12 protein-coding genes are annotated in these 13,487 nt (G+C 63.6%); 5 read left to right on the plus strand and 7 right to left on the minus strand.

Features of this window, described 5'->3' with window-relative positions:
• Positions 1–25: 25 nt before the first annotated feature.
• From AC1MCD_RS12645 to AC1MCD_RS12665, 5 genes are all read right to left on the minus strand, one after another.
• Positions 26–901, minus strand: coding sequence for a metal ABC transporter permease (locus AC1MCD_RS12645; protein WP_498672423.1), 876 nt, complete (start codon positions 899–901; stop codon positions 26–28).
• Positions 901–1,716, minus strand: coding sequence for a metal ABC transporter ATP-binding protein (locus AC1MCD_RS12650; protein WP_498672425.1), 816 nt, complete (start codon positions 1,714–1,716; stop codon positions 901–903). The genes AC1MCD_RS12645 and AC1MCD_RS12650 overlap by 1 nt, the downstream gene beginning before the upstream one ends.
• Positions 1,713–2,699: a metal ABC transporter solute-binding protein, Zn/Mn family gene (locus AC1MCD_RS12655; RefSeq protein ID WP_498672426.1), complete on the minus strand. Its 987-nt coding sequence runs from the start codon at positions 2,697–2,699 to the stop codon at positions 1,713–1,715. The genes AC1MCD_RS12650 and AC1MCD_RS12655 overlap by 4 nt, the downstream gene beginning before the upstream one ends.
• A 129-nt stretch (positions 2,700–2,828) precedes the next feature.
• Entirely contained in the window at positions 2,829–3,899 is a 1,071-nt protein-coding gene (locus AC1MCD_RS12660; RefSeq protein ID WP_498672428.1) for a hemolysin family protein, read from the minus strand.
• Positions 3,896–5,227, minus strand: a complete 1,332-nt coding sequence (locus tag AC1MCD_RS12665; RefSeq protein ID WP_498672429.1) for a hemolysin family protein — start codon at positions 5,225–5,227, stop codon at positions 3,896–3,898. Before AC1MCD_RS12665 ends, AC1MCD_RS12660 begins: the two co-directional genes overlap by 4 nt.
• Positions 5,228–5,691: 464 nt before the next feature.
• Between AC1MCD_RS12665 and AC1MCD_RS12670 the strand changes: the two genes are divergently transcribed.
• From AC1MCD_RS12670 to AC1MCD_RS12690, 5 genes are all read left to right on the plus strand, one after another.
• Positions 5,692–9,489 carry a multifunctional oxoglutarate decarboxylase/oxoglutarate dehydrogenase thiamine pyrophosphate-binding subunit/dihydrolipoyllysine-residue succinyltransferase subunit gene (locus tag AC1MCD_RS12670; RefSeq protein ID WP_498672430.1) on the plus strand — a complete coding sequence of 1,266 codons (3,798 nt, stop codon included), beginning with the start codon at positions 5,692–5,694 and terminating at the stop codon, positions 9,487–9,489.
• 120 nt (positions 9,490–9,609) lie between these two features.
• Positions 9,610–10,209, plus strand: coding sequence for a GDSL-type esterase/lipase family protein (locus AC1MCD_RS12675; protein WP_498672432.1), 600 nt, complete (start codon positions 9,610–9,612; stop codon positions 10,207–10,209).
• Between the two features lie 158 nt (positions 10,210–10,367).
• On the plus strand, positions 10,368–11,210 hold the full coding sequence (locus AC1MCD_RS12680) for a DUF4097 family beta strand repeat-containing protein (RefSeq protein WP_498672434.1): 843 nt from the start codon (positions 10,368–10,370) through the stop codon (positions 11,208–11,210).
• Positions 11,210–11,824: a PadR family transcriptional regulator gene (locus tag AC1MCD_RS12685; RefSeq protein WP_498672436.1), complete on the plus strand. Its 615-nt coding sequence runs from the start codon at positions 11,210–11,212 to the stop codon at positions 11,822–11,824. The genes AC1MCD_RS12680 and AC1MCD_RS12685 overlap by 1 nt, the downstream gene beginning before the upstream one ends.
• A gap of 123 nt (positions 11,825–11,947) precedes the next feature.
• Positions 11,948–12,022 (plus strand): 50S ribosomal protein bL37, encoded by a 75-nt coding sequence (locus tag AC1MCD_RS12690; protein ID WP_369299106.1) that lies wholly within the window; start codon positions 11,948–11,950, stop codon positions 12,020–12,022.
• A gap of 137 nt (positions 12,023–12,159) precedes the next feature.
• On the opposite strand, the gene rsrA is transcribed toward AC1MCD_RS12690, so the two are convergent.
• Together rsrA and AC1MCD_RS12700 are read right to left on the minus strand one after the other, a co-directional pair.
• Positions 12,160–12,420, minus strand: coding sequence for a mycothiol system anti-sigma-R factor (gene rsrA, locus AC1MCD_RS12695; RefSeq protein WP_498672438.1), 261 nt, complete (start codon positions 12,418–12,420; stop codon positions 12,160–12,162).
• Positions 12,417–13,247 carry a sigma-70 family RNA polymerase sigma factor gene (locus tag AC1MCD_RS12700; protein WP_498672440.1) on the minus strand — a complete coding sequence of 277 codons (831 nt, stop codon included), beginning with the start codon at positions 13,245–13,247 and terminating at the stop codon, positions 12,417–12,419. Before AC1MCD_RS12700 ends, rsrA begins: the two co-directional genes overlap by 4 nt.
• Between the last annotated feature and the right edge of the window lie 240 nt (positions 13,248–13,487).

The following is a 13,487-nucleotide window of genomic DNA, read 5'->3' on the forward strand; positions in this document are numbered from 1 at the left end:
CTGGCGCACCCCGGCAATCACCGCATCAGCGGGCGTGCACCAGCCGCCCGTTGATGCCCTTTTTGGCACGGGCGCCACCGATGACCCGGCACACCACGTAGATAAGGAATGACAGGGTGGTGACGTAGGGGCTGATCGGGATGCGTCCGCCCAGGGCAAGCAGGATTCCGCCCACCGTGGCTGTGACGGCAAAGATGACGCTGAGGATCACCAGGGCCACGGGCGAGGACGTCACACGCAGGGCGGCCGCCGCCGGCGTGATGAGCAATGCCAGCACCAGCAGCGCGCCCACCACCTGGATCGACAGCGCCACGCTCACACCCAGCAGCAGCATAAAAACGATCGCCAGGGTCCGGACGGGCACCCCGCGGGCCTCGGCCAGTTCAGGATCGACGCTGGCGAAGTTCAGTGGCCGCCAGATGAGCACCAGCCCCGCGATGACCACCACGGCAGCGCCGCCGAGGACCTGCAGCTGGACCGTGTCCACGGAGACGATCTGTCCGGTCAGCAGGCCAAATTTGTTGGCGGCGCGGCCTTGGTAGAGGGACAGGAACAGGATGCCCAGGCCCAGTCCGAAGGGCATGATCACCCCGATGATCGAGTTCTTGTCCCGCGCTCTGACCCCCATCACGCCTAGGAGGAACGCCGCCGCCACCGAACCGATCAGTGAGCCAAACACAATATCGGCGCCGATCAACAGCGCGAAGGCTGCGCCGGCGAAGGACAACTCGGAGATGCCGTGCACGGCGAAAGCCAAATCGCGCTTCATCACGAAGGTGCCCACCAGGCCGCCGAGCACTCCCAGGATGGCACCGGCCCAAATGGAGTTCTGGACCAGGACCAGGAGTTCGCCGTAGTTTTCGAAGCTGAAGATCGCTGCGATGATGCTGTCCGCATCCATCAGGCCACCTCCCCGGCCGTTGCATGAACATCGGCGTGGTGGTGCGTGGTGGCATCGGGCAGGCCGACGACGACGATGCGCCCGTTCGCGTGAATGACTTCAACGTGGCTGCCATAGAGTTCCGAGAGAACCTCTGTGGTCATGACTTCCTCCGGGGTTCCCACCATGAAGCGGCCGCCGGCCAGGTACAGCACCCGGTCAACGTAATCGATGACCGGGTTGATTTCATGGGTGACAAAGACCACGGCGCTGTTCTGCTCGTGGCACTGCGTGTTGATCAGTGCGCTGACGGCCTGCTGGTGGTGCAGGTCCAGGGACAACAGGGGTTCGTCGCACAGGAGGACCTTGGGGTCGGTGGCCAATGCCTGGGCCACGCGGAGGCGCTGCTGCTCGCCCCCGGAGAGCTGCCCTACCGGAACCTTGGCGTAGTCGGTGGCTCCCACCAGTTCGAGGAGTTCATCAATCCTGCGGTTGACCCGGGACATGCCCAGCCGCAGGCCCCATCGGTGCCCGTCCACCCCGAGCCCCACCAGGTCGCGGGCCCGCATGGGGGTGTCCGGAGCAAACGACTTCTGCTGGGGGATGTAGCCGATCAGGCTGCTCCCGCGTTCCACCGGCCGGTCGCCCAGGGTTGCGGTGCCGGATTGAAGGTCCTGCAGGCCCAGCAGGACCTTGAGGAAGGATGTCTTCCCGCTACCGTTCGGGCCCAGCACGGCGAAGAACTCGCCGGGCCTGATGTCCAGGTCGAGATCCTCCCAGAGCGTGCGTTTGCCGAACTGCAGGGACGCCCCGCGGAGGCTCACCACCGGTTTCAACTATTTTTCTCCAAAACTTTGCTGACGTTGTCCACATTGTCCGTCATCCACTGCAGGTACGTCTTGCCTTGGGGCAGGGTTTCGCTGAAATCAAGCACCGGAACGCCGGCCGCTTCGGCGGCTTTCTTCAGCGCCTCCGTCTGCGGCCCCTCTGTCTGTTCGTTGTAGGCAAGGAACCTGATGTCCGCAGACCCCGCCAGTTCGGTGGCGGCCTTCAATACGGCCGGCGGCACGTCGGAGCCTTCCTCGATGGCGGCCGTGTAGTCCTCCGGTGTCCGGTTTACCAGTCCGGCGGCTTCGAGGAGGTACACCGGAACCGGCTCCGTCACGGCAACCGACGCGCCTGCCGCCTTGGCCTTCATTGCGGCGAGCCTGGCGTTCAGTCCATCAACCCCGGACTTGAAGGCTGCTGCGTTGGCGGTGAACTGGGCGGCTGATCCGGGTTCCAGTTCACCCATTTTGGCCGCCAGGGAGTCGGCCAGCTTGCCCATGGCTTCCAGGCTGTACCAGACGTGTTCGTTAAATGCACCGTGCTGATGGTCGTGCGTATCATCGGCGGCGGCCGATTCGGTGTGGCCTTTCTCCGGTGCCAGGCCGGCCACCTCCACGGCGGTCACGATGTTGCCGTGCCCGATGTTGCTGTCATCGGCCATCTTGTGGAGGAATCCGTCGTAGCCACCGCCGTTCTCGATCACCAGTTCAGCTTTGGAGATCGCGAGGCGGTCCTGCGCTGTGGCCTCATAGGAATGCGGGTCCTGGCTGGTCTTGGTGATGATGGCGGTGACGCTGACTTTGTCGCCGCCAATCACGGCGGCGATGTCCCCGTAAACGTTGGTGGACGCCACAACATTGATGAGTCCTGGTGAGTTATCAGTACTCGGAGACGACGATGGTGTGCCGCCACCTGTGCCGCACGCGGTCAGCAGAAGGCTGAAGCCCGCGAGGGCGGCGAGGGATGTTCGGATGGCAGCGGAGTGGCGCACGGAAACCTCAGATCAAACGGGATGGACTTTTACGACTCCCCAAATTCTAGCGCTAAATGGGAATGATTCCTATTTAGATCAGCCGGGCCGTGAACGCCTGTTCCCGGCCCGGCTGCCCAAGCCCGGCGGTTAGCTGCCGTTGGGCTGGCCGAGCCGCCTGATGCCGGTGGCCTGGGTGGCATCCCGGATCTCCCCCACGAGCTGTTCGATAACGTCTTCCAGGAACAGGACACCGTGGGTCTGCCCGTCTGCGCCGATGACCCGGGCAAGGTGTGAACCGGTGCGCTGCATAACGGACATGGCCGTTTCAACTTCGTCGCCCAAAGCCAGGTTGGCCAGCGAGCGGATCCGGCTCTCCGCGATGGGGTGTTGGTAGTCCTCGTCCGGAATGGAGAGCACATCCTTTACGTGGAGGTAGCCCGAAAGCATGCCGTCCTCGTCCACCATCGGGAACCTCGAGAAGCCAGTACGGCTGACAGCCTTTTCGAACTCCACCGGCGTGGTGGCCTCTTTCAGCATGACAAGCTTGTCCACCGGCACCATGATGTCCGCCGCCGTGTATTCGGAAAACTCGAGGGCGCCTGTGATGAGCCCTGCGTCGTCATCCACCAGCCCGTGACGGGTGGATTCCTGCACGATCGATTGGACCTCTTCGAGCGTGAAGGATGAGTTCACCTCATCCTTGGGCTCAATCCGCAGGAGTTTGAGGATGTGGTTGGCGGACCAGTTCAGCACGAAAATGACCGGGTTCACCAGCCGGGCCACGAACATCAGCGGTGGCGCGAGCAGCAGGGCAGCCTTGTCAGCCACCGATACCGAGATGTTCTTTGGCACCATCTCACCGAACGTCACATGGAGGAAGGTCACCACCAGCAGGGCAATGGCAAACGCCACGACGTCCGCGATCTCCACCGGCAGCCCCAAGGCCTCCAGCGGAGCTGCCATCAGGTGGTGGATGGCCGGTTCGGCGACCTGCAGGATCAGCAGTGAACAGACGGTGATGCCCAACTGCGCACAGGCCAGCATCAGCGAGACATTTTCCATGGCCCGCAGGGTGGTCTGTGCCTGTTTGGAACCGGCGTCCGCGAGGGGTTCGATCTGGCTCCGCCTCGCTGACATCACCGCAAACTCGGCGCCGACAAAAAACGCATTGCCCAGCAGGAGGACCACCAGCCAGGCTATGCCTGCCCAGTCACTCATGATGCGCTCCTGTCGTCTGTGTGCTCAGGCTCAGGAGCTGCCGGGTGGAAGCAGATCCGTTCGATACGCCGGCCATCCATGCGCGTCACGCTCAGCGTGCCGCCGCCAACCGGGACGGTATCGCCGACCGCGGCGATACGGCCCAGTTCGCTCATGACATACCCGCCGACGGTCTCGTAAGCGGCCTCATCCGGGACAGTTAGTCCGGGAATCTGTTCGAAAAGCTCGTCGGGCCGCAGCAGCCCGGGGAAGTACCAGTCCCCGGAGGCGCTCTGAAGCAGTCCGGGCCGAACTTTGTCGTGCTCGTCGGCCACCTCGCCCACGATTTCCTCCACGAGGTCTTCGAGGGTGGTGATGCCGGCGGTTCCGCCGTATTCATCGAGCACGACGGCGAGCTGCAGGTTTCCTTCGCGCAGTTCGGCCAGCAGCGCATCCAGATGGATGGTTTCCGGCACCCTGAGGACATCGGTCATGATGGCGCCCGCCTCCAGGTTGGCGCGCCGGTCCCACGGCACGGCGACAGCCTTCTTGACGTGAACCAGGCCTTTGATGTCGTCGGCGGAGTCGCCGATGACGGGAAAGCGGGAGTACCCGGTGCGCCGTGCGGCGTCCAGGATGTCCGAAACCGGCTGGTCGGCGTCGATGGTTTCCACCCGGATACGGGGTGTCATCACATCGGCGGCGGTCCGGGCCGAGAAGTTCAGGGTCCGCGCCACGAAGTTGGCCGTACCGGCGTCAAGCGTTCCCATGGCGGCGGAGCGCCGCACCAAGGAGGCAAGCTCCGCCGGCGTCCGGGCACCGGAAATCTCTTCCTTGGCTTCAAGGCCGAAGACGTTGAGGACCTTGTTGGAAAAGCCGTTCAGCAGCACGATGGCGGGCTTGAAGATAGCTGTAAAAATCAGCTGCGGCCGCGCCAGCGCCCTGCCAACCGGGAAGGACAGCGCAATGGCCATATTCTTCGGCACCAGTTCACCGAGGAGCATGGACAACAGCGTGGCCAGCGCCATGGCAATGACCAGCGAAACGGAGGCAGCAGCGACCTCGGGAATTCCTACGGCGGCCAGCGGGCCTTCGAGGAGCCGCCCCACTGACGGTTCCATCACGTAACCGGTAAGGAGCGTGGTTAGGGTGATGCCGAGCTGGCAGCTGGACAGCTGGGTTGAGAGGGATTTCAAGCACTTGAGCAAGGGCACGGCACCGGTGTCACCGTTGTCGATGGCCTTCTGGACTGTGGCTTGGTCAAGGGCAATCAGGGAAAACTCGACGGCGACAAAAAAGCCTGTGCCGGCGATCAGCAGGAGGCCTGCCGCGAGGAGCAACCACTCCATTCAGCATCCCGCCTGAAGGTCGGGGAAAGCGGAGTGAATCCGGGGGAAACTGCCCGGCGGAGGATGGTCGGCCGAAGCGGACCCTGTTTCCATAAAGGCTCCGCCGGAGTGTACCGAGGGAGAGTGATGGGCGCGTGTTCGGGGTTTGCCGGCTCTGCGGGTGGACTGCGCGAGGCTGTGATTCATGCTCCGCTGACAGCCCCCAGGCCGGCACCTAGATTTACTGTCCATAAGAAGTTCAGTCTACAGGAGCGGATTGCGCCTTCCGTGTGGCCCCAACTTTCGCCACATTTCGCGATCTCCATGTCATTCCATGATTTGAGTCACCGTTATTGGCAGTTAACACAGAATGCTCATTAGACTGGCAAAGGTCCGGGTTCAGGACGCAGAAACTGGTTCGATTGTTGTGCTGAGGCACTTGGCGGCCAGAGGGACATCAAACTCATGGAAGAGGCGTATTTCAAGTGCCAGAGCAGCCTAGCCACCGTCTACCAGAGGAATTTGGCGGAAACGAGTGGCTCGTTGACGAACTGTACGAGCAATACCAAAAGGACAAGAACACCGTGGACACCAAGTGGTGGCCCTTGTTCGAATCCTTCGACTCGGGCAGCGAATCGTCTTCCAACGGGAGCTCGGCAGCCGCCGCAGTCAATCCCGCCACTCGTGAAATGCCTGCCGTAGCTCCAGCTGCGGCGCCTGTTGCATCAGCCCCGGCACCGGCGCCGTCGGCACAGCCTGCAGCACCGGCGGCCGCTCCCGCAGCGGCACAGAAAGCCCCCGCTACGGTCGCCCGCGACGGCGCGAAGAAGGCCGAGCCCGGCAGCACCGTCCAGCCGATCCCTGCGCAGCTGCCCAAGAACCTTAAGGCGCCCACCGCCCCGGAAGAGAACGTCGTTTCCGTCCTTCGCGGCCCGGCCAAGGCCATCGCCACGAACATGATCACCAGCCTTGAGGTTCCCACGGCCACCAGCGTCCGGGCCATTCCCGCCAAGCTGCTGATCGACAACCGCCTGGTCATCAACTCCAATCTGGCACGGGCACGCGGCGGCAAGGTTTCCTTCACCCACCTGATCGGCTACGCCGTGATTCGGGCACTGGCGCAGTTCCCTTCCATGAACGTCTACTACGACGAAATCGACGGCAAGCCCGTGGCTGTCCAGCCGGCGCACGTCAACTTCGGCATTGCCATTGACATGCCCAAGCCGGACGGCACGCGTCTTCTGATGGTGCCCAACATCAAGAAGGCGGAGACCCTCAACTTCTCCGAGTTCTGGCACACCTACGAGGACCTCATCAAGCGGGCCCGCGCAGGCAAACTGACTGCTGACGACCACTCGGGCACCACGGTCTCCCTGACCAACCCCGGCGGCATCGGCACCGTCCACTCCGTGCCGCGCCTGTCCAAGGGCCAGGCTGCCATCATCGGCGTGGGCGCACTGGACTACCCCGCCGAGTTCCAGGGCGCAAGCGAAAAGATCATCGCGCAGAACGCCATCAGCAAGGTCCTCACGCTGACCTCCACCTATGACCACCGCGTCATCCAGGGTGCCGGCAGCGGCGAGTTCCTCAAGCTGGTGCACCAGCTGCTCCTCGGCGCGCAGAACTTCTACGACGAAATCTTCGAATCCCTGCGCATCCCGTACGAGCCCGTACGCTGGAGCCCCGACCTGCAGGTAGACCCCGCTGACGAAATCAACAAGGTTGCCCGGATCCAGCAGCTGATCCACTCCTTCCGTGTGCGCGGCCACCTGATGGCGGACACCGATCCCCTGGAATACCGCCAGCGCAAGCACCCGGACCTCGATGTCCTGACCTACGGACTGACCCTCTGGGACCTGGACCGCGAGTGGCCCACCGGCGGTTTCGGTGGCGCTCCCATGCTCAAGTTCCGCGACATCCTCGGCGTGCTCCGCGATGCCTACTGCCGCACCACGGGCATCGAATACATGCACATCCAGGAGCCGGAAGAGCGCAAATGGTTCCAGGACCAGCTTGAGCACCCGTACTCGAAGCCCAGCCGCGAAGAGCAGCTGCGCATCGTGTCCAGGCTCAACGCTGCAGAAGCGTTCGAAACCTTCCTGCAGACCAAGTTCGTAGGCCAGAAGCGCTTCTCCCTGGAAGGCGGCGAATCCCTGATTCCGCTGCTGGACGCTGTCATCTCCGAAGCCGCTGACGACGGACTGGACGAGGTCGCGATCGGCATGGCCCACCGCGGCCGCCTGAACGTACTGACCAACATCGCCGGCAAGACCTACGCCCAGGTGTTCCGTGAATTCGAGGGCACGCAGGATCCCCGCTCCGTGCAGGGCTCCGGCGACGTGAAGTACCACCTCGGCACCGAGGGCACGTTCACCTCTGAAAACGGCAACGAGACCAAGGTTTACCTGGCCGCGAACCCGTCCCACCTCGAGGCCGTGGATTCCGTGCTTGAAGGCATCGTCCGCGCCAAGCAGGACCGCCTGGACCTGGGCGAGGCCTTCCCGGTCCTGCCCATCATGGTCCACGGCGATGCCGCGTTTGCCGGCCAGGGCGTGGTTGCCGAAACGCTGAACCTGTCCCAGCTCCGCGGCTATCGCACCGGCGGCACCATCCACGTGGTGGTCAACAACCAGGTGGGCTTCACCACCGCACCGTCGTCCTCGCGCTCGTCCACGTACTCCACGGACGTCGCCAAGATGATCCAGGCGCCGGTATTCCATGTGAACGGTGACGATCCCGAGGCCGTGGTCCGCATTGGCCAGCTCGCCTACGAGTTCCGTCAGCGCTTCCACAAGGACGTTGTGATCGACATGGTGTGCTACCGCCGCCGTGGCCACAACGAGGGCGACGACCCCTCGATGACCCAGCCCATGATGTACAACCTGATCGAAGCCAAGCGCTCCGTTCGCAAGCTGTACACCGAGGCCCTGATTGGCCGTGGCGACATCACCGAGGAAGAAGCAGAGCAGCTGCTCCGCGACTACCAGGAACGGCTGGAACGGGTCTTCGCCGAAACGCATGCAGCCCAGACCTCGCCGATCCCGATCATCACCGCTGATTCGGCCGCGGTCTCGGACATTGAGCGTCCCATCGCCCAGCAGGCAGACTTCGGCACGAACGCCCCGGCTTCCACGGCCATCTCTCCGGAGACCCTGGCCCGGATCGGCCAGGCACACATCGAAATCCCCGAGGGTTTCACCGTCCACGCCAAGCTCAAGCAGCTGCTTGAGAAGCGTGAGCAGATGTCCCGTGAGGGTGGCATCGACTGGGGCTTCGGCGAGATCGCCGCGTTTGGCTCGCTGATCATGGAAGGCGTTCCTGTCCGGCTCGCCGGCCAGGACTCGCGCCGCGGCACGTTCGTGCAGCGCCACGCCGTGTTCCACGACCGTGCCAACGGCAACGAGTGGCTGCCCCTGGGCAACCTTGCGGACAACCAGGCCAAGCTGTGGATCTACGACTCCCTGCTTTCGGAATTTGCCGCCATGGGCTTCGAATACGGCTACTCCGTGGAACGCCCGGATGCCCTGGTGCTGTGGGAAGCGCAGTTCGGTGACTTCGTCAACGGCGCGCAGACCATCATCGATGAGTTCATCTCCTCGGCCGAACAGAAGTGGGGCCAGCGCTCCTCGCTGGTACTGATGCTGCCGCACGGCTACGAAGGCCAGGGACCGGACCACTCCTCGGCCCGCATCGAACGCTTCCTGCTGATGTGTGCCGAAGAGAACATGATCGTCGCCAACCCCACCACGGCGGCATCGCACTTCCACCTGCTGCGCCGCCAGGCGTACAGCCGTCCGCGGAAACCGTTGATCATCTTCACCCCGAAGCAGCTGCTGCGCCTCAAGGCTGCCGCCTCGTCCGTGGAGGACTTCACCACCGGCGGCTTCCGCCCCGTCATCGGTGACCATGAGCAGCTGGCGGCCAACGCCGTCGAACGCGTCCTGCTGGTCTCCGGGCGTCTGTACTACGATCTCCTGTCCACGCGGCAGAAGACCGATGACAAGACCACCGCAATTGTCCGCGTGGAGCAGCTGTACCCGCTGCCGCACGAGGAAATCGCGGCGGAACTGGCCAAGTACCCCAACGCCGAGGTTGTCTGGGCCCAGGACGAGCCCGCCAACCAGGGCCCGTGGCCGTTTATGGGCCTGCACCTGCCGGACGTGCTGGACCGGCGCGTCCGCCTCGTGTCGCGTCCCGCCTCGGCCGCCACGGCCGCCGGCTCCATGAAGCGGCACGCCGTCGAGCAGGATACGCTGCTGAAGCAGGCATTTGCACGGAAGTAACACCAATGGCTGCCCGGCCGGACGTCGAAATACCAGACTCCGGCCGGGCAGTTCTGTTTAATGGGATGAATCATAGCCACGCCGGCTGGTGTCAGTCGGCACGGACGTAAAGAGGGACTTGTGGAAGACAGGAAGCTGCGGCTCGCAGCTGTTGGAGATGAACTGCTGGCCGGGCTGGGCGATCCCAGGGCGCTTGGCTGGCTGGGCCGTGTACTGGCCCGCACTCCGAAGGACAGCGTGGCCATGGAAAGCTACGCCCTCCCCTGTCCCCAGGAAGGCACGGAGGGGTTGGCCGCCCGGTGGCTGGAAGAAGCCGGGCGTCGGTTCAGCGCCGCCCATGAGAACCGGCTGGTGATCGGCCTTTCGGGCCGGGACATCGAGTTCGGCCTTTCCACCGCCCGTAGCCGCCTGAACCTGGCCAACATCCTGGATACCGCGTCGCAGAACCGGATCGAGGTCTTCGTGGTGGGGCCGCCGCCCACCCTGGACCCCGTCCAGAACCGCCGCCTCGCCGAGTTGAACACCGCCTTCGCGGACGTGACCACGCGGCGCAAACACCTCTATGTGGACACCTTCTCGCCGCTGCTGAACCACGAGCAGTGGCGCCAGGACCTCGCCGCCAACAGCGGGACCCCGGGCCAGGCAGGCTATGGCCTGATGGCCTGGCTGGTCCTGCACCGGGGCTGGTTCCAGTGGCTCAAGATCGACACCCCCGAGTAAGCCGCCCAACGCTCTCTCACTTAATGCGGGTTTTTACCGAACCCTCTCTCACTCTCCGCAAGTGGCACCTCCCGGACTCGCGATATATCTTGACCTTCGCCGTACCCCGATATACCGTGAGGTAATCAATCACGATATATCGCGGCTTTGGAGGATTCATGTCAGAAAGCAACTGGACCGTCACCGGCCCGCAGGTCATCGACGTCGATGACGTCAAGTCGCTGAAGCTGGGCATGGTCCGCGGGAGATTCGACATCGTCACCCACGGGGACTCCGTGGTCCGCCTGGAGATCAACGACGTCCAGGGCGATCCTGTCGCCGTGTCGCTGACGGACGGCAGGCTTGAAGTCCGCCATCAGTTGCACGGCCCGCAGGGTTGGTTCAAGAACCTGATGGGCACGGTCAACCACAACAGCAACAATTCCGCGGTCATCAGCATCGCCGTGCCCGCCGGCGTCGAGGTGGAGGCCGGCACGGTCAGCGGTGACGGCCTGGTGTCCGGCATCAGCGGGCACACCCGGCTCAACACAGTGTCCGGTTCTGTGATGGCGGACGGGACCTCCGGTCAGTTGCACGTCAATACCGTCAGCGGCGAGGTCATCGCCCGGAACCACGACGGCGTCCTCACCGCCAAGAGCGTCTCCGGTGAGGTCACGGCCTCCGGCCGGTTCACGAACATCCGGGCCAATACCGTCAGCGGTGACATGAGCTTCGACCTGCTCAGCTTCACGAACGATTTTGGTGCCAACTCCGTTTCAGGCGATGTCACCATCCGGTTGCCGCACGACGTCGGCGTGGACATCGTGGCGAAATCTGCCAGCGGCGTGGTGGTGATCGATGATCGTCAGTACTCCCAGCCCGGCGGCAAGGTAGAAACGATTGCAGGCCCGGACCGCAAACTGATGCTGGTCCGCACCAACTCGGTGTCCGGCAAGACGTCCATCTTCCACGGCCAGCCGGCCCGAAACGACGTTACGCAAGAGCCGGAAGCGGGGCACTAATGCCCCCGGTGTTCGCCCACGGCGCCCTTCGGCTGTACCTTCTGGCGCTGCTGGAATCCGGGCCTAAGCACGGCTATGAACTGATCAAGGCGCTGAGTGAGCGGTTCGGCGGCACCTACTCCCCGAGCGCAGGAACCATCTATCCGCGCTTGGGCAAGCTCGAGGAGGAAGGGCTGGTTGCCACCGAAACAGCAGGCCGCCGTACCAACTACCGCATCACTGCGGCGGGGCTCGCGGAACTGAACAAGCGCCGGGACGAACTTGCCGGCGTCGAAAATGACATTTCCGCCTCGGTCCGGCGGCTTGCGGACAACCTTCGTGTGGACATTCGCGCCAACATGCGCGGCCTTCGGGCAGATCTCGCCGCCACGGCCGAGGCAGCCCGGTCCACCGCCCGCGCCGCCGACTTCCGGAAAGCCGGCGGCCGGCAGCCATCCGAAGGGATCCGTGAACTCAAAGAGGCCGAAATGCTGCTCCAGGCGTTCCGGGACGATCTCCGTGTGGAACTTCGCCTTCAGGCCAGCAGGCACCCGCTCAGTCCCGTCACCTTGGAAACGGTCAGGACCGTGCTTGATCAGGCGCGCATCTCCATCCGCAACTCCCTGCCAGACTGAATGCCGAGCTGAACCGCAGGCTGCCATTGGTTACGGGAGGCGTTTTGCGTTTCGCGGCGTGTCCCATGGTGTGGGAGACTTGAGGGCAGCTCTTTTGAGTACCAACATTTAAGGAGGCCAGCTATGAGCAAGCGTGCACGTAAACGTCGTGACCGTAAGCGTGGCGGCGCGAACCACGGGAAGCGCCCCAACACCTAAGCCAATGCTTGGAGTAACGGTTTAAGCGAAAGACCCCGGTAGCCACCTGGCTTCCGGGGTCTTTCGTCTTTGCGACTGCTAATGCTGCTCAGGCCACCGCGGCTTCAGGCAGCCGCGGCTGCCCACTGGCTGCGGTGTCAGGCGTCCACCGGGCGGATGGCGTGGATCCGGTCCAGGATGGCGTTCTTCAGGTTTTCCGGCGCAGCCTCGGTGCAGGAGCGCTTGACCATGTTGCGGATCACGCACTCCAGGTCATACTGCTCGGTGCATTCAGGACAGTCATCAAGATGGTGCTTGATTTCGGTAATGTCCTCGCGGGTCAAGGCTCCGTCGAGGTACTCGTAGATGCGTTGCATCCGCGTGTCATCGCAGTCGCCCAATCCTTGGCAGTCGCTCATTTCTTGTTCTCCTGTTGTGTACTCGCGGCCGCTTCCTGTGACTCGACGGCGCCTTTGAATCCTCGATCGGCGGCATAGTCCGCCAGCAGGTCCCGCAACATTTTCCGGCCGCGGTGGAGCCGGGACATCACGGTGCCGATTGGCGTGTTCATGATGTCCGAAATTTCCTTATACGCGAAGCCCTCGACGTCGGCGAAGTACACCGCCAGGCGGAACTCCTCGGGGATGGACTGCAATGCCCGCTTAACGTCGGAGTCCGGCAGATGGTCAAGAGCCTCAGCCTCAGCCGACCGCAGGCCGCGGGAGGTGTGCGACTCCGCCCTGGCCAGCTGCCAGTCCTCGATGGTGTCCGAATTGGACTGCAACGGCTCGCGCTGCCGTTTCCGGTACAGATTGATGTACGTATTGGTCAGGATCCGGTATAGCCAGGCCTTGAGGTTAGTACCGGGCTTGTACTGGTGGAATGCGGAAAACGCCTTGGTGTAGGCCTCCTGCACCAAATCCTCGGCATCCGCGGGATTCCTGGCCATGCGCATGGCGGCGGAGTAGAGCTGATCGACGTACTGCATGGCGTCACGCTCGAAACGGATGCGGCGTTCTTCGGTGGACTCGGTGCCTACGTCCACAGCCTGTTCGTCCGAACCGGCTTCACCTGCTTCCGGCTCGGCTTTCGGAGGCGCTGCCGTTTCAGGTACAGGCGCTGCCGCCCCAGCCGCAGGCGTTTCGGCCACAGCCCCGGGCAAACCGGACTGGGCGTCGCCGCTGGTTTTGGCGCCGCTTTGCGGGGCCCCATACATGGCCTCTACGGCCGGATCCACGGTACTCATTGCGCCCAAGTCTACTGTGACAGCCTTGGCGCGCGGCGTGCCGTACTCCGGAGGATCTGATTCCAAAGCCTGCAGTATGAGGGGACCGGATGTCTCCAGCCCGTCTTTCAGCAACCTCAAGGGCCACTCCGTTCTCTTCCAAGCCAACTTGAGATAGGCCAGCGCTCCCGGCAACGTATCTGGCCAGCTAAACCGACTGCCGCCGGTGTTCGGCGGACCCAAAATCCATAACGGCGGTTG

This window comes from Arthrobacter sp. BF1, from assembly GCF_056680215.1.